The organism is Haloferula luteola, from assembly GCF_014201715.1.
GTDB classification, from domain to species: Bacteria; Verrucomicrobiota; Verrucomicrobiia; order Verrucomicrobiales; family Akkermansiaceae; genus Haloferula; species Haloferula luteola.
In genome coordinates, this window is sequence record NZ_JACHFD010000003.1 from 267,166 (window position 1) to 287,137 (window position 19,972).

Sequence of the window (19,972 nt, forward strand, 5' to 3'; positions counted from 1 at the left end):
CCATCCCGCGTCCTCCACCTCTAAGGATTCACCCCACCCTCAACGCAGCTCGTCGGCTGCTTGGCGCGCTTCGATGCTACTCTACCTGCACATTCCCTTTTGCCACCGAGTCTGTCCGTATTGCTCGTTCCATAAGCACACTCCCGGCGCGACCCCCATCGGCAGCTTCATCGAAAGCTTGGTGAAGGAAGCCCGCCATCGGCTCCCTGCCTTACCACCTCCACGCACCCTCTACTTCGGCGGCGGCACGCCCTCAATGCTCTCCCCCTCTCACCTTCGTCGTCTCTTCGATGGTCTCGACGAAGTCATCGATTTTGATGCCCTTGACGAAGTCACTTTCGAGGCCAATCCCGCCACCTTCGACCTCGCCAAGGCAGAACTTTTCCGCGAACTCGGCGTCCGACGGGTCTCCCTTGGCATCCAGTCATTCGCGCCTCATGTCCTGAAAACCCTCGGACGCGAGCACGACCCCACCCAAGCAGAGGAAGCCGTTCGACTGCTGCGCCGGGCCGGCATGCCCTCCGTCAACATTGACCTCATGTTCTCCGTCCCTGGTCTCACCCTCGACGACTGGGCAAGCACGCTGGAGACCGCCGTCGCACTCGAACCCGATCACATCTCCGCCTACAACCTCACCTACGAGGAGGACACCTCCTTTTTCGATAGCTTGCACCGCGGAGAAATGGATCGCGATGAAGATCGGGATGCGGAGCAATTCCAGCTCGCACACGATCGAATCACCAGCGCCGGTTTCGACCACTACGAAACCAGCAACTACGCCCGACCCGGTCACCGATCTTCCCACAATCACGGCTACTGGAACGGGGAGGACTATCTTGGGCTCGGCCCTTCCGCCGTATCCACTCTCGCCGGTGTCCGCCACGGGAACATCGCTGACACCGCCCGTTACGTCGAAATGGTCAATTCACTCGGCCAAGCCATCGTCGAGAGCGAGGCGCTGACTCCCGATCAGTTGCGTCTCGAAAGACTCGCCCTGCTCCTTCGCACGACAGAGGGAGTCCCGCTTCACCTCATCGCTCCGTCCGATCCTTCGACTCTCATCGAACACGGCCTCGCAGAAATCCACGAAGATCGCCTTGTGCTGACCCGGGCCGGTTCAGCGCTCGTCGATCCGATCGCCACCCAGCTGGCCTGAACTCTCGGGTCACTGGACATCCCGAGCCACCCACGCCAAGCTTGCTCCATGACTTCACGGTCCCTTCTCGCTGCCGTCATCCCCGGGCTGCTTCTATCCGCCTGCATTCCTCCGCCTCCCCCTCCTCCGCTTCCGAAGCATCCGGAGTTGCCCTTCAGCGAAACCCGCAAAGTCTCTCGGGCCGCGGCTCACCCCGGCAAGGTCACGGAAATGGATCTATCCACTTTCTTTGAATTCCAGCAATCCGGCCAAGCACTGATCTACGACGTGCGGCCCACATTCGTGCAGCAATTCGGCACCATCCCTGGCGCGATTGGCTGGCCCAAATCCGAATTCTCCGCCAAAATCGCGACCCGCGAAGCCGAAATTCGTTCCGCTCGACAGCACGGCCAACCGGTCGTTCTTTACTGCACGGATGCCGAATGCCCGGATGCTCGAACGGTCGCCGACAAGCTTGCAGCTCGAGGTCATGACGTTTCGGTTCTCCAAGGAGGTTACAGTTCTTGGAAAGAATCAGGGCTAGCAGAATGATCGAGGCCTGCGGGATTCTCCCCCTTTAGGGGCTTTCCCCGCCACCTTCTTGAAAAGCCCGTCTCTCACCCCACGTTTCCTCCGCTCATCGTCGAGGCCAAGGCGATTTCATTGGCCGTCCTGATTCCTCTAGTCTTCGTCACCCATCTGCTCATGCGTGCCTCTTTGTTGCTTCTATCGCTCCTCACTTTTGTGACCTTCGCCGCCGCGGCGCCCTCCGATGCGCCCGAGTCGAGCAGCCCGCCGGCTGCCGAGAAAAAAGAAGGCTCCGAGAAATCTCAGGATCCCATCACCAAGGAAGATTCGGTCGTCATTCAAGGCCAACGCATCCCTTATTCCGTCACCACTTCGAAACTGGTTTTGAAGAAAGACGATGGCACGCCTCGCGCGTCGATCTTCAACGTCTCCTACGTGCGCCAGAAAGTGGAGGACAAGTCCTCTCGACCCGTCCTGTTCGCTTTCAATGGAGGGCCTGGATCCTCCTCCGTCTGGCTGCATCTCGGCTTTCTGGGGCCCTACCGCGTTCAAGTCCCCGGAGATGGCACCACCGCTCCTGAGCCACCCGCTCGCATCGTTCCCAACGAATACAGCATCCTCGACCTCGCCGATGTCGTTTTCATCGACCCCGTGTCGACCGGATACAGCCGAACCGAAAAGGACACCAAAGGCAGCGACTTCCACGGCGTCCGTCAGGACATCGAATCTGTTGGTGATTTCATCCGTCGTTGGGTCACTGAGAACGATCGCTGGGCATCGCCCAAATTCCTCCTTGGCGAATCCTACGGTGGCATCCGAGTCTCCGGACTTTCCGAGCATCTCCAATCTCGCTTCGGGATGTCGCTCAATGGCACCATTCTCTTGTCGTCCTTGGTGGATTTCCGGACCCTCATGGCTGGCGAAGGAGATCCCCTTTCCTACCAAGTCTTCCTCCCTGGCTACACCGCCACCGCCCACTTCCACGGCAAGATCAAGGGCGACCGCGACGCTCTCGTCCAACAAGCACAGGAATTTGCCTTTGGCGACTACGCGAAAGCCTTTGCGGAAGGCAACCGCCTTCCCGCTGAGCAACTCGACGCCCTCGCTCAGAAAATGTCATCGCTTACCGGGATCGACGCCGAACTGCTCAAGACGCTCCACCTCCGGCTCGATCCCTCGCGCTTTCGTGCAGAACTTCTCCGGGATCAAGGGAAGATCCTGGGTCGTTTCGATGCTCGGGTCGCGTGGCCTTCGACGCAATCTCAGATGCCCTACCCGGAGTATGATCCCTCCTACTCGCTGGCCCTGGGAGCTTACTCCACCGCCATGCTCTCCTACCTGGGCGATCACCTCGGCTGGAAGGAAGACTCGCCCTACGAAATCCTCACCGGAAAGGTCCAGCCATGGGACATGGGACGAGGAAATAGCTACGTCAACATGACCGGTGAACTCGCGGAAGCCCTGCGCGACAATCCCCACCTGCGCATCTTGATCATGGAGGCTGCCTGCGACCTCGCCACTCCTCCGGCCGGCATCGAATACTCCCTGCGCCAAATGATCGACGCACCGGAAAGTTTCACCTCACGCATCCAGCGGACGAAGTACGAGGCCGGTCATATGTTTTACCTCAATCCACCCGACCTTCAGAAAGCCCGCAAAGACCTGGCGGCCTTCATTTCCGGGAACTGACCGTCCCTCGGGACATGAGGCTCCCTCATGTCCTACCCCCCATCGAATTCGTGGATGAAGCGCCGTCCCGGCATGGCAATGGCCGGGATCGCGCTTCCCAGCATGGCGTATTCCGCCATGAAAAGAACACTCCTCCTCACCCTTGCCGCGGCCACGCCCCTTTACGCTGGCTCACCCGTCTCTGCCCCCGAAGTTCCCCCTGCGGAACATTGGATCAAGCCCACCCTCGATCTTCGGGCGCGCTTCGAATACGGCGATTTCGACGCCCCGGGAACTGACTCCGCCTCCGCGTTCACCCTTCGGGAACGAGTCGGATTGGTCACCCGCGACTGGCACGGATTCAGCGCCCTGATCGAAGGTGAATTCCTTCAGGCCATTGGCGATGATTATGACTCCGCTCCCACGCCGTTCGCCACCCAAACCACTCGGCCCAACCCCGCAAACCCAACGACCCAGATCAACGACCCTGAAACCAACGAGCTCAATCAAGCCTACCTGCAATACCAAGGGTTCGATACCATCGTTCGCGCAGGACGCCAGCGCATCATCCTCAACAACGCCGCCATGGTCGGCAATGTCGGTTGGCGCCAGAACGAACAGACCTTCGATGCCATCAGCATCACCAATACCTCGATCGACGATCTCTCCCTCTACTACGCCTATGCGAATCGGGCGAATCGAATCTTTGGCTCCGACGCCACCGGTGCCCTTCGCTCTTTTGCAGGCGACATCCACCTTTTCAACGCCACCTACACCGGATTGGGCGACCTCTCCCTCACTGGGTACGCCCTCTTGATGGACTTCGATGAAACCGCTGCCAACGCCGGTTACATCTCGAACAACACCTACGGCATCATCGCCACCCAGCCCCTCGGCCCGGTGACCCTCTACGGCGAAACGGCCCTTCAGACCGATACCTCCAGCTCTCCCGCCAGCAAGCCGGACGAAGCCTGGTATGCTCACGTCAACGCCTCCTATCAGGCGGGCTCCCACACCTTCACCCTCGGTTGTGAATACCTGGACGCCGACTTCGTGACCCCCTTGGCCACCGTTCATGCTTTCAACGGCTTTGCCGATGCACTCATCGGTCCGCGCCTTGGTTTGGTGCGCAATCCAGGCATCGCCGACATCTATCTGACCCACGCAACACCCCTGCCCTTCTGGGGCCTCAAGTTCAATCAATCCATCCACCTCCTCGGAGACAACAACTCGGATCTGGACTACGGCTGGGAGTACGACGCGGTCCTCGCCAAGAAGTTCAATGAGAACTTCCTGGCCATCGCCAAGTTTGCCTACTTCGACGCCAGCGGTCCCACCGCCGGCCCCATTGCCAACCCTGCACCTTTCGACACCACTCGTTTCAGCGTCGAACTGAACTACAAGTTCTAAGCCTCCCTTTCCGGTTGCGCGTCAGCAGGCTCGGAAATGGGTTTTCCGAGCCTACCTCCTTCTTCCCACTGGCGCAATTCCCCATTCCGCGCCAGTTTCCCATCATTGAACCCGACCGACCGTCTCCAGCGCCCCCTGCACGACCTGCGGATCTCCGTGACGGATCGTTGCAATTTCCGCTGCCGCTACTGCATGCCCGCAGAAGAGTTCGGGGCCGACCACGCTTTTCTCCCACGCGAGGAAATCCTCACCTTTGAAGAAATCGTGCGCCTCACTCGCGTGGCCTCACGACTCGGCGTCACCAAGGCTCGCCTCACCGGCGGAGAACCCCTCCTCCGCCGCGGTTTGGACGACCTCATCGCCATGATTGCGACCGTTCCCGGCATTGAGGACATTGCCCTCACCACCAATGGCACTTTGCTGGCCCACCATGCCGAGGCACTGGCATTGGCGGGACTCTCGCGCGTCACGGTCAGTCTCGATGCTCTGAATCCCGACACCTTCGGCCGCATGAATGGAGTCGGAGCCAAGGTCGAGCGAGTCCTTTCCGGCATCACCGCAGCGCGCACCTTTGACCTTGGCGTCAAAATCAACTGCGTCATTCAAAAAGGCGTCAACGAACAAGAAATCCTTCCACTCGCTCGCTGGGCCGCCACTGAACAACTTTCCCTCCGCTTCATTGAGTTCATGGATGTCGGCGAAACCAATCATTGGGACGCCCGCCAAGTCGTCCCGGCCGATGAAATTCTCACTCACCTCCGCACCGAGTTCCGGCTGGAACCGCTCCAGCCCACTCAAGCCGGTGAAACCGCCCGACGTTGGCGACTCGACAACGGACCTACCGAAATCGGCATCATCGCCTCGGTGAGCCAGCCCTTTTGTCGCGCTTGCAATCGGCTCCGTCTCTCGGCCGATGGGCGAATCTACACCTGCCTGTTCGCCAGCCAGGGACACGACCTCCGGCCTCTCCTTCGCGGAGCTGCCGATGACAACCTCCTCGAAGCCACGCTCCGCGGTCTGTGGTCCGCCCGTGACGATCGATACTCGGAACTGCGTGGCCAAACCCACGCGCCCAAAGCAGAAATGAGTTACCTCGGAGGGTAAATCTGCCGCGGATCCCCCCGCGCTTCAGTGCTCCCCCAATGCTTCGCCCACCATCGCGGCGATTCCCGCCAAAGTCTCTTCAATCAGGCTGAGGGGACGATCCTTGTTCCAAAATACCGCCCACTCGCGCTCGATCGATTCTTCGCCCAAGGCAATCGAAGTCAGGCTCCCCTCGTGCAGCTCTCGACGCGCCACCCAGGGAGCCACGATCCCAATCCCGATGCCAATTTTGGACATCTCCTTGATCGCCTCCATATCTCCCAGTGCAAGCGGGGCACGCAACCTCACACCCATCTGCTCGAAGTGCTTCTCTACCAGCGCATACGTTTGCGTTGCTTTCGCGTAGATGATGAACTGAGTCTCCTCGATCTCCTCAACCGTTCTTTCATCCGTGTCGTTCCACGGGTGCACCGGAGGAGCAACGAAGATCATGCGATCCCGGAAGATCGTCCGAGACTCGGTTTCCGGATCGTCCTTTCCACGCATCCCGATCACCACGTCGAGATCATGGGCGACCAGACTTTCCAACAAAGCAGCGGTATCTCCAGCTTCGATGCTCGGTTCGCATCGCGGAAAACAATCACGAAACTCGCGCAGAACCGTTGGCAGGAGAAACTGACAAAGGGAATGAGGAGCCCCGATCCGGATGCGAGCTTGGCCCCACCGTTTCATGCCATCCAATTCGCGGCTGGCCTGCTCCAACTCGCCGAGAATCCGTCGACATCGATTCAGGAACACCTCGCCCTCTCCAGTCAGCGTCGTTCGCTTACCCATCCGAGTCAGCAGCTTACAGCCAAGGCTGTCTTCCAGAGCCTTCATGGAGTGACTGATTGCCGACTGCGTTAGATACAGCTTCTTGGCCGCAAGCGTGAAGCTCCCTTCATCCGCCACAGCGACGAAGGACCGAAGTTGGCGCAGATCGGGAAGCAACTCACTCATGAAGGAAGCTCATGAAACATTCTTCCCCAAAAAAGCATGCCGCATGCCAATGCCCAATGGAGTTGGCATTGATCAAGCTTTGCAAATCTTGATGGCTTCGCCCGATTCTCGCACCCCGATTCGCCTTGGTTTCGTTCCTCTCAACGATTGTGCGCCGGTAGCTGTTGCCAAGGAAATGGGCATCTTCGAGAAGTACGGCCTGCATGTGAGACTCTCACGCCAACCGGGTTGGGCGACCGTGCGAGACATGCTCCTCTACGGGGAATTGGATGCCGCCCAATCGATTGCGGGCTTGGCATTCCACCTCGCTCTCGGCCTCAGCCGGTTGCGCCGAGAGGTGGCGGTTCCACTCATCCTCAGTGCTCACGGCAATGCAATCACCCTCTCTAACGAAATCCCTCACGAGATCGTCGGCCAAGGCGAAGGCCTCGCTGGTTTCATCGAGCATCGCTGGAAAAAGAACCGGCCACTGACCCTCGCGGCAGCTCACCGCTACTCCTCGCATCACATTCTCATGCAATCCTGGCTTCATCGCCACGGATTGAAAGCGGGCCGCGAGCTCGAACTGGTTTTTCTCCCTCCGCCGCTCATGCCAGGGCATCTTGCCTCGGGCCACATCGATGGCTTCTGTGTCGGTGAACCCTGGAACTCCGAGGCCATCCTCAATGGCCATGGCTGGAGCCCGGTCACTTCCGCCGATCTCGCCACGGGTCACCCCGAAAAGATCCTACTCGTCGACGGCAATTTCGTGGGAGAACGCCGGGACGACACCATCGCCCTTGGCGCGGCTCTCCTGCATTCCTGCCGGCTTTGCCAGGACCCCGACTTCCTCGACGAAATGGTCCGAATCCTTTCGATGCCGGCCTACACGGGCTGCTCCGAGAAGACACTCCGCAATAGCCTAGGCCCGAAATTCAACTCGGGTCGCGGTTTTGTCGATGGCACCAATCTTCACCTCTTCTACGGGGGAGACCTGAATTGCCCCAGCGCAGACAAAGCCTCGTGGTTTCTCTCGGGCATGCGCAATACGGGCCTCCTCCCCGATAACATCACCGCCTCCTCCCTCACTCGCCTCTACCGTCAGGATCTTTTCCGCTCATCCGAAAAAGCCCTGCTCGCGACATGAGCCAGGCTCATTGACAGGATCAAATCTCTTCCCCTTGGATTCATCGCCAGACGGATTTCTGGCATCCGGGCCGCTCCCTGATTTGCCAACTCACTGAGCGATCCCATGGCCCAAGCAACTTCAGGCAACCTCCGCCTTCTCGACTTCAAGTCCCCCGCGATCCGGACTCTCCACATCACCTGGTTCGCATTCTTCCTCACTTTCGTTCTCTGGTTCAGCCACGCCCCGCTGAAGAGCGCGATCACCACGACTTTCGGCATGACCGAGGCCCAATGGAAGGCCCTGCTCATCCTCAATGTCGCGCTTACCATCCCCTCGCGCATTGCCATCGGCATTCTGGTCGACAAATTTGGCCCACGAGTCACCTACTCGCTCCTGCTCATCGCAGCGGGAATCCTTTGCTCCTTCTTTGCGCTGTCCACCAGCTTCGAAATGCTCGCGCTGGCTCGCTTCCTGATGGGATTCGTCGGTGCCGGATTCGTGATTGGCATCCGTCTCGTTGGGGAATGGTTTCCGGCCCGCCAGGTAGGACTCGCCGAGGGAGTCTACGGTGGGTGGGGTAATTTCGGCTCCGCGGCTGCCGCCATGACGCTCCCGTCACTGGCCCTTGCCTTCGGTGGCGAAAATGGCTGGCGCTACGCCCTGCTCTCCATCGCTGCCGTGGCATTTCTCTACGGATTCTTTTTTTACCGCTCCGCTCGCGACACTCCAAAAGGATCTACCTACTTCAAGCCCAAGAAGTCCGGAGGACTGGAAGTCTCTTCCCGGCGCGACTTCGCTTTTCTCATCGCCATGAACGTCCCCATGTTCATCGCGCTTGGCGTCCTCGCTTGGAAGCTATCACCAGCGGGGGTGAAGCTCCTGCCTGAATCCCTCGTTCAAATTCTTTACGCCGTCCTCGCGCTCCTCTTCGCCGTCCAAACCTGGCAAATCTGGCGGGTCAACGCCGACATGCTCCGGTCGGGCAAAGTCCCCGACCACCAACGCTACTCATTTCGCCAGGTCGCCATTCTCGATATCAACTACTTCATCACCTTCGGCTCCGAGCTGGCAGTCGTCTCCATGCTTCCCGCGTTCTTTGCCGATACCTTTGGACTCAGCCCCGTGACCGCCGGCCTGCTGGCCTCCGGCTTTGCTTTCATGAATCTTGCCGCGCGCCCTGGTGGTGGGTGGATCTCTGATAAGTTCGGACGCCGCAAGTCGATGCTGATCCTCTTAGGCGGATTGGCGCTCGGCTACCTCCTGCTCTCTCGGATCGATTCCACTTGGCCGGTCGCTCTCGCCGTCGTCTCCACCATGCTGTGCTCCTTTTTTGTCCAGGCCGGAGAAGGCGCAGTATTTGCCATGGTTCCATTGATTCAACGCCGCATGACCGGTCAAATCGCCGGCATGGCTGGAGCCTATGGAAATGTCGGGGGAGTGACCTTCCTCACCATCTATTCATTCGTCGACGCTTCCACCTTCTTCGTCATCATCGCCGCCTCGTCGATCCTTGGGTTCGTCGCCTCCCTCTTTCTCGCGGAGCCCAAAGGACACATTTCTGAAGTCGCAGAAGATGGCTCTGTTCAATTGATCGAGGTGGCCTGAACTCCCCGGCTCATTCCCATGAACCACTCGCCATCCCCTACCCGTTCGGATAGACGAGGCGACGTGCATTTTCGTGGTAACATCCAATGGGAGAGTGGTCGCTTCACTGACCCCGGCCCCAAAGCGGAAAACCAGGACTTCCTCGGCATGCGGGCGGCGGAAGGATCGCTCATGGCGACCAAAGGCATGGCCGCCTGCATCGCCGATGGCGTTTCGGCCGCTTCCGCAGCCCGCGAAGCCGCCGAAACCACGGTTCGCTCGTTTCTTACCGACTACTTCGAAACGCCCGAAAGCTGGCAGGTCAAAACCTCCGCTCAGCGTGTCCTGACCTCCATCAATCGCTGGCTCTTCTCTCAAGGCCAACAGCATTCATCCTCAGAGAAAGGATGCGTGACCACATTCACCGCCCTGATTCTCAAATCTCGGACTGGCCACTTCTTCCACATCGGGGACTCCCGGCTCTATCGACTTCGCGAAGGGAATCTTGAACTACTCACCCGCGACCACACCACCCAGTTGTCTCCAGGAACCTGCTACCTCAGCCGCGCCATGGGGGTCACCCTCAACCCTCAAATCGACTACGATTCCTTTCCGCTCGCCCCAGGTGATCTCTTCGCCCTCACCACCGATGGCATTCACCAATTCATTTCCCACGGCGAACTTCGACGCATTCTCAGCCTCCCCGCCTCACCTCAAGAGATCGCCGATCTCCTCGGGCAATCCACTTCTCTCAGTGACGACAACCGCTCCGTCCTCGTGCTGCGGGTCCATACTCTCCCCGATGAAGATACCGACGACGTCTACCGCCACCTCGCCGAACTCCCCTTTCCTCCCGCCCTCCTCCCAGGCCAACAAATCGACGGACTCCGAATCGAAAAACTCCTCTCCGAGTCCCCACGCTCCCAGATCTATCAAGTCACCGACACACTCGATCAGAATCGCCAACTCGTCCTCAAGACCCCCTCGCCACTTTACGAAGACGATCCCGCCTACCTCGAGCGCTTCGCCCTCGAAGAGTGGATCGGCCTGCGAGTCGACCATCCCCATTTGGTCAAGGCCGTCCGTCGTTCGACACCAAAAACCTTTCTCTACCACCTCGTCGAGTGGATAGAGGGTCCGACGTTGGCGGTTTGGAGCAACCAACATCCTCGACCCCCGATCCATCAAATTCTCGAGTGGACGCAACAATTGGTCTCCGGAGTGAGGGCCCTCCATCGCAAGGAGACTCTCCATCAAGACCTCAAACCGGATAACCTCGTTATCGACTCCTCCGGCATCTTGAAAATCATCGACTACGGCAGCTGCCGTATTGCCGGCATGAGCGAGATTGCCAGCCCCTTTGACCGAGAGATCGCGCTCGGCACCCTCGACTTCTCGGCTCCCGAATTCCGACTCGGGGCAGCTGCCACCACACGGTCAGACCTCTTCTCCATCGCCGTCATCACCTACCACCTTCTGACCGGCGGCAAACATCCTTACGGAGAGGCTTGGCAGCGCGCACGCACTCTTCAGGACTTTCACCGTCTCCGCTATCAGAGCGCCACTCAGCATCACCCCATGGTCCCCCTGTGGATGGATGCCACCCTCAAAAGAGCTCTCTCCATCCAGCCAGAACATCGCCACGAATCGATGTCGGAATTCGTGACCTACCTTCAGCGTCCCGATCCCGAACAACTTCCGCTTTCGGCATTGCCGCTCGCCCAAAGGCGACCTCTGCTCTTTTGGAAACTGCTCTCGCTGCTTCTGTTCATCGCATGGATCACCACCTGGATGTGGGCTTCCTCCCGATTCTAATTCAGGCGGGCTCGCTCAGCCTTACTTCCCCGCAGTAGCCCACTCGGTCCTTCTGGACGAGGAGCCATGCACCGCTCTCACGGATCGCATGAAAACGATGAGCCGCCGCGCATCCTTCCTTCAAGGAGATGGGCACGCATGAGGCTTGTCTCTGGGGACACCGCGAACCCCAAAAACATGAACATCCGATCCGTCTTACTCAGCACCGCCGCCCTTGTTGGAGCCCTCCATGCCGACCCGCTCGCAGTCGAGAAAAGTGAACTCAAACTCGGCTTCATCAAGCTCACCGACTGCGCCCCCATCGTCATCGCCAAGGAAAAGGGCTTCTTCGAGGATGAAGGACTTCAAGTCGAGGTCATCGCTCAATCCAACTGGAAGGTCCTCCTCGACAATGTCATTACCGGCAATCTCGACGGAGCTCATATGCTCTCAGGCCAACCCATTGCTGCCACCATCGGCATCGGCACCGAAGCCCACGTGGTGACTCCCTTCACCATGGATCTCAACGGCAATGGAATCACCGTTTCCAACTCCATCTGGGAACAAATGCAGGAGAACGATCCGTCGCTCGATGTCGATCAGCCCGAGCATCCGATTTCTTCCGAGTCCCTCAAACCCATCGTCGAGGATCTCCTCGCCCAAGGTGAAAAACTTCAAATGGGAATGGTCTTCCCCGTCTCCACTCACAACTACGAGCTTCGTTATTGGCTGGCAGCCTCCGGTATCCATCCCGGTTTCTATTCCAAGACCGACCTCGCCGGCCGCACAGATGCGGAAGTCGAACTTTCCGTCACTCCGCCGCCGCAGATGCCAGCCACTCTCGAGGCAGGCACGATCTCGGGCTATTGCGTAGGGGAACCCTGGAACCAACAGGCGGTCACCAAGGGCATCGGCGTCCCCGTGACCACCAACTACGACATCTGGAAGAACAACCCCGAAAAAGTCTTTGGTGTCACCCGCAAATGGGCCGACGAAAACCCGAACACTCTCATCGCCCTAACCAAGGCGCTCATCCGCGCGGGAAAATGGCTCGACGAGACCGAAGGCGATCAGCTCGTTCATCGTGAGGAAGCCTGTCGCATCCTCTCTCAGCCCAACTATGTCGGCGCCGACTATGAAGTCATCAAAAACTCTATGACCGGTACCTTCATCTTCCAAAAATCCGATGTCCGAGACATGCCCGACTTCAACGTCTTCTTCAAACACGACTGCACCTACCCTTGGTATTCCGACGGCGTCTGGTTCCTCACCCAAATGCGCCGCTGGGGTCAGATCACGGAAGCCAAGCCTGCCTCTTGGTACCATGAAATCGCCAAAAAGGTCTACTTGCCCGAAGTCTACCTCAAGGCAGCCGAGGCTCTCGTCGCCGAGGGTCACCTCGAAGACGCCGAGATTCCTCACACGGAAGACGGCTACAAACCAGCCACCACCGATTTCATCGACGGCAACTCCTTCGACGGACACAAGCCCATCGAATACCTCAATTCCTTCCAAATCGGCATCAAGGACGACTCCTCCTTTGCCACCAAATAAGCCGCCCTTTCTCCGCCGGCGCATCGACTTCAGGTGCGCCGGCTCCTTCCGGATCACTTTCCCGCCTCAGGCGCCACCGCTATGAAATACAAGCTTCTCAAGGTCATCGATACCGCCGGTCTGAGCTTTCTCTCCCCGGTCGTCCGCCTCGTCACCGGCGAGGAACCCCGGAAACAACTCCAGGACATCGCCCGCTTCATTCTCGTCCCAACCATCACCTTCCTCGCCTTCCTCTGGCTGTGGTCGGTCGTCGCCCCGAAGCACAAAACCAAAGCAGGCGAGGTTCCGACTCCTTCCGTCGTTTGGGATGCCGCCCATGGCATCTGGCGATTCCACGATCGCGAGTCCGCGAAGGAACAAGGATTTCTTCTCATCGGCTCCGCCCGCGAGTCCGAACTTCAGCGAGCCACCGCTCGTCTCAAGGAAGTCGAAGAACTCGAAACCCGTGCCCAACAACAACTCGCCACCATCCGCGATCGGTCCAAGGAACGCTTCGAAACCGCGGTGGCTCCTGCCAAAACCGCTTACGATCGCAAACGCGATGACTACCGCCAATTCCGCACTCAACAAGCCGCAGAATTGAAGGATGAAGCCGCTCTACTCCGCCATTCTGATTCCGCCACTCGCCAGGAGTTTCTCACGAAACTTCGAAGAAACGCCGAAACCGAAGAGGCCCTTAAGGCCGAGGTCGATCGCCTCAAAGCTGTCTACTCGGAGGCCCAAGAACTCACCTTTCCCGAAGTCAAGCAGGCCATGCGCGCTGCGACCCTTCTCGGGGAGGAAAAGCAGTTCCTGACCAAATACCTCGACATGCTCGGGGAGAGCTCGCGGGAAGAAAAACTCGCCACCGCCGAACAACGCCTCGAAGACACCCGCAGTCGCTTCCTATCGACCACTGACGAAGACCTCTACAAACTCGGCACTAATCTCCTCAAGCAAGAGGATTTCCTCTCCACCACTGCCGACTCGCGCTACGCCAAACCTTGGACCCTTCCCAAGCAAATCGTCCGCTCCTTGCTCTGCGTCTTTACCGGCTTCCTCATCGCCTCCGCGATCGCCATTCCCATCGGCATCCTGTGTGGCCTGTCACCGACCTTCATGGCCGCGGTCACTCCCTTCATCGCCCTCTTCAAACCCGTCTCACCCCTCGTCTGGCTGCCCATCGTCATGATCATTGTTGGCGGGTTCATGCCCGATCCGGAGAACCACTGGTTGGTGGTGGCCCTTTCGAAGGTGCCCTTCATCAAGAACTACGGCATCGATCCCATGTTCATCTCGTCTGCCATCACCGTGGCGCTTTGCTCACTCTGGGCTACCTTGGTCAATACCGCCCTCGGAGTCGGGTCCATCGACAAAGATCACATGAATGTCGCTCGTGTCCTGCGCCTGAACTTCACCTCGCGGCTGTTCAAAATCATCGTCCCCACTGCCCTGCCTCTCATCTTCGCCGGCCTCCGGATCTCTCTCGGTGTCGGCTGGATGGTTCTCGTCGCCGCTGAAATCCTCTCCACTTCTGAAGGCATCGGAAAGTTCGTGAACGACATGTATACGAACGGATCCTCCCAGTCCTTCGCCCAAATGTTTGTGGTCGTTTTCATCGTCGGCTTCATCGGGATGCTACTCGACCGCATCATGGTCTTTCTCCAACGCCTTGTCTCTTTCGATACCGCCCCAGCACTGTGACGATGTCCTTCGCCCCGTTCTTATTTCACGACCATGAACACCCTCTCTTTTCCCATGAGACGGAACTTTCTTGAACTCGATCAGGTCTCCATCGGCTTCGGCCCCACTCCCACTCGGGTGGACATCCTCAAGGACGTCCAACTGTCCGTGGCAGAGAATGAGTTTGTCGCGATCCTCGGATTCTCCGGCGCCGGCAAATCCACGCTCATCTCTCTCCTTGCGGGCTTGGAAGCACCCACTTCGGGTGAAGTTCGCATGGCGGGAAAACGCGTGACCCGACCCAGCCCACGCCGCGGCGTGATGTTCCAATCCTATTCCCTCCTGCCCTGGCTCACGGTATTCGGAAATATTCATCTCGCGGCCCAACAGGTCTTTCCCGAGAAATCGAAAGCGGAGGTCCGCGAACACGTCGAACGCTACATCGAGATGGTTCACCTGACCGCCGCTCGCGATAAACGCCCCCACGAACTCTCCGGCGGCATGCGACAGCGCGTCTCCCTGGCGCGCACTCTTGCCATGCAGCCTGAGGTCCTTCTGCTCGATGAACCACTCTCCGCTCTCGATGCCCTCACTCGTGCGGTCCTTCAAGACGAGATCCTACAAATCTGGGAACAGGAGAAAAAGACCGTCGTCCTCATCACCAACGATGTCGATGAAGCGATCCTCATGGCCGACCGCATTCTGCCACTGACGATGGGCCCCGAGGCATCTCTTGGTGAGGCATTCCCTGTCACCCTCGAGCGACCTCGCAATCGCCGAACTCTCACCGATCAACCCGAATATCAACATCTCAAGGCGGCCATCACCGCTCATCTCGTCGGTCTCAATCAGGAGGCCCGCGCCCTTCGCGGAGGCAGCCTCGTGCCCATGCCTGACATCGCTCCCAAAGAATTTCACGCCCCATCAAAAATCACCGGACTGAAATGGAAGTTCTCTGCCTGATCTCTCCTTTCACCTCCTCACTCACCACCTTCTCCGATGCGCTCCGTAGAAATTTTCAACCTCGCCAAGTTTTACCCAAACCCCTACGGCGAACCCTTCAAAGCCGTCGTCGACTTCAACCTAGATATCCAACAAGGTGAGTTTGTCGGACTCATCGGGCACTCTGGATGCGGAAAATCCACCGTGCTCACGATGCTCGCCGGACTCAACGAGATCTCCGATGGCGGCATCGTCGTGAATGGCCGAGAGATCGACGGTGCCGGACCTGATCGCGCCGTAGTCTTTCAATCCCCATGCCTCATGCCCTGGCTCACCGCCTTTGGCAATGTCATGCTCGGCGTCAAGAATGTCTACCCCCACGCTTCTTCGAATCAGCGCAAACAAATTGTCGAATCCGCCCTCTCCGCCGTCGGACTGGCCGATTCGATGAAGAAGTATCCTCGTGAGATGTCAGGGGGCATGCAGCAACGCGTGGGCATCGCCCGAGCCATCGCCCTCAAACCGAAGCTCCTTCTTCTCGATGAACCCTTCGGACGCCTCGATTCCCTCACCAGGATGGAACTCCAGGACGTCATGCTCGACATTCTGCATCGGGAAAAGATCACGACCGTCCTCGTTTCCCACGATGTCGACGAAGTGGTGTTTCTCTGCGATCGGGTCGTCATGATGACCAATGGTCCCGCAGCCACCCTCGGTGAAGTTCTCAATATCGACTTCGAGCGCCCTCGCGACCGGGCAAGCCTTCTTCAGGATCCCCTGTACTTCCGTTACCTCGATCATCTTGTCTCCTTCCTCACCGAGCGCGCCCACCTGCGCACCGAACCCCGCCATTACGACTCGAAGAGCCTTCTAACCTTCACCGGCAAAAAAATCGAATCCGCAGACGAACTCTCTCAAGCCGTCGCTTGATCGCCCCCTCCGCCCACCTCCCTCATGCCACCCGTCACCAATGATGAGTCCCGCTCATTCATAAGGTGACGTCGTTTCCTCCCTGAACTGCGCTCTCTGGCACTCCATCGCATGCCAACTGCTTGATTCACGCCCAAGCAACCCCTTCACCGCCATGCGACTCATCAGCGAAAACAACGGCTTCACCGGAGAACAAACCTTGTTCCTCAAAGCCTTCATTTCCGGTCTCCAACAAGGTCGGGATCTGCCCCACCTCGGTCAGGACGACCAAGGACGCTTCACCCACGAGCCTGAGGCCACAGTCCACGGGACCCCAGTCGACGACCTTTGTCGGGAAGAACGCATCAAACACGAGAAAAACGGTCTCGATTGCTATGACACCATTCTCAACAACGCCTTGGAAAATCGATTCCCGGAGGCAGACGACGTCTTTCGCTACAAATTCCATGGCCTCTTCTATGTCTCGCCAGCGCAGGACAGCTTCATGCTCCGATGCCGCATCGCCGGCGGAGCTCTGAGCACGCATCAATTCCGTGGGCTCGCCGAGATCGCCCAGGACTGGGGCCCAGGGCATGCCGACCTGACCACCCGCGCCAACGTTCAAATTCGCGAGATTGAACCGAAGAACTGCCCGGACGTTTTGATGAAGCTGAGCGAACTTGGTCTCACCTCCCAGGGTTCCGGAGCCGACAATGTGCGCAATATCACGGCAACTCCCACCACCGGGTTCGACCCTCACGAATTGATCGATGTGATGCCCTATGCCCGCGCCATGCATCACTACATCCTCAAGAACCGCGACCTCTACGGTTTGCCTCGTAAGTTCAATATCTCCTATGACTCGGGAGGATGTGTCTCGGTTTGCGCCGATACCAACGACATCGGCTTCTATGCGGTGCGTGTTCCCGAGAATGATCTAGGCGTCGAACCAGGAGTCTACTTCCGCATGCAGCTCTGCGGGATTACCGGACACAAGCAGTTCGCCACAGATTGCGGAATTCTTCTCACACCTGGCGAAACCCTTCCCGTGGCAGCGGCTCTGATTCGCATGTTCATCGAGAACGGCGACCGCACGAATCGCAACAAGGCTCGGCTCAAATATCTCGTCGATGACTGGGGCCTTGAGAAGACCCTCGTCGAGACTCAAGCCAAGCTCGCCTTCCCCCTTCGGTACTTTCCTCTTGATGCCTGCGAGGTTCCCCGCCCTAAGGACAAACAGGGATACCTCGGCATTCACCCTCAGCCCGACGGCAAAAACTACATTGGGATTTGCACTCCAGTGGGCCGCATGAGCGTCTCCCAGATGCACGCCCTGGCCGATATCGCCGATGCGTTCGGCCGTAGTGAAATCCGTCTCACCGTTTGGCAAAATTTGATCATCCCAGGCATCCCCGACGAACGACTTCAGGATGCCATCACCGCCATCGCCGCCACTGGTCTGGATCACCGAAATCATCACCTCACCGGTGGCCTCATCGCCTGCACAGGTAGCCGGGGTTGCAAATACGCCGCGGCGGACACCAAGGCCCAAGCCGTCGCCCTCGGTCAGCACCTTGCGGGAAAGATGATTCTCGATCTCCCCATCAACCTTCACCTCACCGGCTGCAAGCACTCGTGCGCCCAGCACTACATCGGCGACGTCGGCATGATGGGAACCCGCGTCAAGATCGACGATGGATCCACCGTCGATGGCTACAACATTGTGCTCGGAGGCGGCGTCGACGACCAGCAAGCCATCGCCCGAGAAGTCTGGAGCAACATCAAGGCCAGTGAAATCAATGGCCTCGTCGAGCAATTACTCTGCGCCTACCTCGCCCAGCGCCACGATGGCGAATCCTTCGCCTCGTTCACCCATCGACTCTCGATCGAAGAGCTACACGCCCTCGTCGACACCGCCAAGCTCGCCTCGGCCGCCGCCTGAAGGCCGCTCTCTCTTTTATCGGCACCTCTTCTGTCCACCGGCCCCTTCCCGCATCGTGATCTCCACCCTCCATCCCAAATCCTTGGAGCAGTCACCCCTTCCCAAGGCCAGCGAATTGCGGACGCTGATCGACGAACTCATCGCCGATCAGGCGCAGCTCCAGACCCCGGTGGCCCGCTTCGCCGAAATTCACGATCGCCAGCCGGATCTCGCCGACCACTACCGGAACCTCATTCCCCTCAGCCAACCGGCCGCAGGTGAACAGTATGCTTTCGAGGTCTCGCTTGACCGCTGCACCGGTTGCAAAGCCTGCGTCTCTGCTTGCCATAATCTGAATGGTCTCGATGAACACGAAGCCTGGCGCGATACCGGCACCCTTGTCGGGGGGAAAGTCGCGCCAGGCTGGCAGCAGACGATCACCAGCGCCTGCCACCACTGCGAAGACCCGGGCTGTCTCAATGGCTGCCCTGTCGGAGCCTACGAAAAAGATCCCGACAATGGCATCGTCCGCCACCTCGATGATCAGTGCATCGGTTGTTCCTACTGCATTCTCAAATGCCCATTCGACGTCCCTAAGTATTCAAAGCAACGCGGCATCGTGCGCAAATGCGATATGTGCCATCAGCGACTAGCTGAGGGCGAGGCTCCCGCATGCGTTCAAGCCTGCCCCACCGAGGCCATCCGCATTGTCAAGGTTCCCACCCAAACTCCCATCGCGCCTCCTCGCACCTCTCCGTTGCCCGTCTTTCTCACCGGTGCCCCGGATCCGTCCATCACGCGACCTACCACGCGCTACATCGGCCGCGATGTGCCTCTGTCTGCCCACGCCGCCGATCGTTCGACCTTGACTCCTCAACACGCTCACTGGCCCCTGATCTTCATGCTGGTGCTCACTCAGGCAGGCATCGGAGTGCTCGGAAGCGCAGCCTTTCAAGAATCACCGGCACTCATGGTGACAGGCGCGATCCTCTTCAACCTCGGCATGGCTGCGGCCACCCTCCACCTCGGACAACCTCTCAAGGCATGGCGATTTTTCCTTGGCCTACGCACCAGCTGGCTGTCTCGCGAAATCCTGGCTTTTTCCCTGTTCGCCCCCCTTCCCTTTGCCCTCGCTGCCCTTCCATTTCTCCCTGATTTTCCATTCAAGAACCTCATCACCCCATGCGTCTCCTGGATCACGATCCCTCTCGGGATCGGCGCGATCTTCACAAGTGTGATGATCTACCATGATACCCGTCGATCGCTTTGGCGTCTCCCCCTCACCGCCACCCGATTCTACGGCACGACACTCAGTTTCTTCTTTCTCGCTCTATCACTCCACTTCCCGTGGGCCAAATGCTTGCTCGTGGTGACCCTTTGCGCCAAGGCCGGCCCAGAAATCTCCATGCTCTTGCATCGCCGGCCCTCTGACGAATGGGCGCCCGATCTCCACAGCGCTCGCCTCTACAGGGGGCCCCTGAAGAATCTCATTCTCATCCGCGCCGCCACCACCCTCTTCACGCTGCTCGCCCTTTTCGTTTCTCCTTGGCTCGCCCTGCCTCTCCTCCTGATTTCCGAGATTTTCGAACGTCAGCTCTTTTTTCAGGCGGTCCAAGCTCCCAAAATGCCTGGACACTTTGGCTCGCCACTTCCCCACTGAACTTTCGCGGGCTCGTCCACACATAGCCGATCCTTCAGGAAAAAATCGGCCTCT

The 19,972-nt window shown here is 58.8% G+C and carries 15 protein-coding genes; 14 read left to right on the forward strand and 1 reads right to left on the reverse strand.

What is annotated here, in order from left to right; genetic code table 11:
* The first annotated feature begins 73 nt into the window (after positions 1–73).
* The 5 genes from hemW to moaA all read left to right on the forward strand — a co-directional run bounded on the left by hemW (position 74) and on the right by moaA (position 5,845).
* The gene (gene hemW / locus HNR46_RS04585; RefSeq protein WP_184016233.1) at positions 74–1,156 is read left to right on the forward strand and encodes a radical SAM family heme chaperone HemW; all 1,083 of its coding nucleotides are present in this window, start codon (positions 74–76) and stop codon (positions 1,154–1,156) included.
* A 48-nt stretch (positions 1,157–1,204) separates the two neighbouring features.
* Positions 1,205–1,687, forward strand: coding sequence for a rhodanese-like domain-containing protein (locus HNR46_RS04590; RefSeq protein ID WP_184016236.1), 483 nt, complete (start codon positions 1,205–1,207; stop codon positions 1,685–1,687).
* A gap of 153 nt (positions 1,688–1,840) precedes the next feature.
* A complete protein-coding gene (locus tag HNR46_RS04595; RefSeq protein ID WP_184016238.1) occupies positions 1,841–3,352 on the forward strand; it encodes a S10 family peptidase in 1,512 nt (503 codons plus the stop codon).
* Between the two features lie 117 nt (positions 3,353–3,469).
* On the forward strand, positions 3,470–4,741 hold the full coding sequence (locus HNR46_RS04600) for an alginate export family protein (protein WP_221285009.1): 1,272 nt from the start codon (positions 3,470–3,472) through the stop codon (positions 4,739–4,741).
* Positions 4,742–4,846: 105 nt separating this feature from the next.
* Positions 4,847–5,845 (forward strand): GTP 3',8-cyclase MoaA, encoded by a 999-nt coding sequence (moaA, locus tag HNR46_RS04605; RefSeq protein WP_246417915.1) that lies wholly within the window; start codon positions 4,847–4,849, stop codon positions 5,843–5,845.
* 24 nt (positions 5,846–5,869) lie between these two features.
* Here moaA and HNR46_RS04610 read toward each other — a convergent pair whose 3' ends face one another.
* Positions 5,870–6,784 carry a LysR family transcriptional regulator gene (locus HNR46_RS04610; protein WP_184016244.1) on the reverse strand — a complete coding sequence of 305 codons (915 nt, stop codon included), beginning with the start codon at positions 6,782–6,784 and terminating at the stop codon, positions 5,870–5,872.
* A gap of 91 nt (positions 6,785–6,875) precedes the next feature.
* On the opposite strand from HNR46_RS04610, the gene HNR46_RS04615 reads away from it, so the two are divergent.
* The 9 genes from HNR46_RS04615 to HNR46_RS04655 all read left to right on the forward strand — a co-directional run bounded on the left by HNR46_RS04615 (position 6,876) and on the right by HNR46_RS04655 (position 19,918).
* Positions 6,876–7,910 (forward strand): CmpA/NrtA family ABC transporter substrate-binding protein, encoded by a 1,035-nt coding sequence (locus tag HNR46_RS04615; protein WP_184016246.1) that lies wholly within the window; start codon positions 6,876–6,878, stop codon positions 7,908–7,910.
* 105 nt (positions 7,911–8,015) lie between these two features.
* Positions 8,016–9,497 (forward strand): NarK family nitrate/nitrite MFS transporter, encoded by a 1,482-nt coding sequence (locus tag HNR46_RS04620; protein WP_184016248.1) that lies wholly within the window; start codon positions 8,016–8,018, stop codon positions 9,495–9,497.
* An 18-nt stretch (positions 9,498–9,515) separates the two neighbouring features.
* Positions 9,516–11,291 carry a bifunctional protein-serine/threonine kinase/phosphatase gene (locus HNR46_RS04625; protein ID WP_184016250.1) on the forward strand — a complete coding sequence of 592 codons (1,776 nt, stop codon included), beginning with the start codon at positions 9,516–9,518 and terminating at the stop codon, positions 11,289–11,291.
* A gap of 177 nt (positions 11,292–11,468) precedes the next feature.
* The gene (locus HNR46_RS04630; RefSeq protein WP_221285010.1) at positions 11,469–12,824 is read left to right on the forward strand and encodes a CmpA/NrtA family ABC transporter substrate-binding protein; all 1,356 of its coding nucleotides are present in this window, start codon (positions 11,469–11,471) and stop codon (positions 12,822–12,824) included.
* An 81-nt stretch (positions 12,825–12,905) separates the two neighbouring features.
* Entirely contained in the window at positions 12,906–14,507 is a 1,602-nt protein-coding gene (locus HNR46_RS04635) for an ABC transporter permease (protein ID WP_184016254.1), read from the forward strand.
* A gap of 54 nt (positions 14,508–14,561) precedes the next feature.
* Positions 14,562–15,449, forward strand: a complete 888-nt coding sequence (locus HNR46_RS04640; protein WP_184016256.1) for an ABC transporter ATP-binding protein — start codon at positions 14,562–14,564, stop codon at positions 15,447–15,449.
* A gap of 36 nt (positions 15,450–15,485) precedes the next feature.
* The gene (locus tag HNR46_RS04645) at positions 15,486–16,358 is read left to right on the forward strand and encodes an ABC transporter ATP-binding protein (RefSeq protein WP_184016258.1); all 873 of its coding nucleotides are present in this window, start codon (positions 15,486–15,488) and stop codon (positions 16,356–16,358) included.
* Positions 16,359–16,512: 154 nt separating this feature from the next.
* Positions 16,513–18,279: a NirA family protein gene (locus tag HNR46_RS04650; RefSeq protein WP_184016260.1), complete on the forward strand. Its 1,767-nt coding sequence runs from the start codon at positions 16,513–16,515 to the stop codon at positions 18,277–18,279.
* 55 nt (positions 18,280–18,334) lie between these two features.
* Positions 18,335–19,918: a DmsC/YnfH family molybdoenzyme membrane anchor subunit gene (locus HNR46_RS04655; RefSeq protein WP_221285011.1), complete on the forward strand. Its 1,584-nt coding sequence runs from the start codon at positions 18,335–18,337 to the stop codon at positions 19,916–19,918.
* Positions 19,919–19,972 lie beyond the last annotated feature (54 nt).

Excerpts from the sequence above, each read along its gene's own strand:
- hemW (WP_184016233.1), top strand. The coding sequence starts at position 74 with ATGCTACTCTACCTGCACATTCCCTTTTGCCACCGAGTCTGTCCGTAT.
- HNR46_RS04590 (WP_184016236.1), top strand. The coding sequence starts at position 1,205 with ATGACTTCACGGTCCCTTCTCGCTGCCGTCATCCCCGGGCTGCTTCTA.
- HNR46_RS04595 (WP_184016238.1), top strand. The coding sequence starts at position 1,841 with ATGCGTGCCTCTTTGTTGCTTCTATCGCTCCTCACTTTTGTGACCTTC.
- HNR46_RS04600 (WP_221285009.1), top strand. The coding sequence starts at position 3,470 with ATGAAAAGAACACTCCTCCTCACCCTTGCCGCGGCCACGCCCCTTTAC.
- HNR46_RS04610 (WP_184016244.1), bottom strand. The coding sequence starts at position 6,784 with ATGAGTGAGTTGCTTCCCGATCTGCGCCAACTTCGGTCCTTCGTCGCT.
- HNR46_RS04615 (WP_184016246.1), top strand. The coding sequence starts at position 6,876 with ATGGCTTCGCCCGATTCTCGCACCCCGATTCGCCTTGGTTTCGTTCCT.
- HNR46_RS04620 (WP_184016248.1), top strand. The coding sequence starts at position 8,016 with ATGGCCCAAGCAACTTCAGGCAACCTCCGCCTTCTCGACTTCAAGTCC.
- HNR46_RS04625 (WP_184016250.1), top strand. The coding sequence starts at position 9,516 with ATGAACCACTCGCCATCCCCTACCCGTTCGGATAGACGAGGCGACGTG.
- HNR46_RS04630 (WP_221285010.1), top strand. The coding sequence starts at position 11,469 with ATGAACATCCGATCCGTCTTACTCAGCACCGCCGCCCTTGTTGGAGCC.
- HNR46_RS04635 (WP_184016254.1), top strand. The coding sequence starts at position 12,906 with ATGAAATACAAGCTTCTCAAGGTCATCGATACCGCCGGTCTGAGCTTT.
- HNR46_RS04640 (WP_184016256.1), top strand. The coding sequence starts at position 14,562 with ATGAGACGGAACTTTCTTGAACTCGATCAGGTCTCCATCGGCTTCGGC.
- HNR46_RS04645 (WP_184016258.1), top strand. The coding sequence starts at position 15,486 with ATGCGCTCCGTAGAAATTTTCAACCTCGCCAAGTTTTACCCAAACCCC.
- HNR46_RS04650 (WP_184016260.1), top strand. The coding sequence starts at position 16,513 with ATGCGACTCATCAGCGAAAACAACGGCTTCACCGGAGAACAAACCTTG.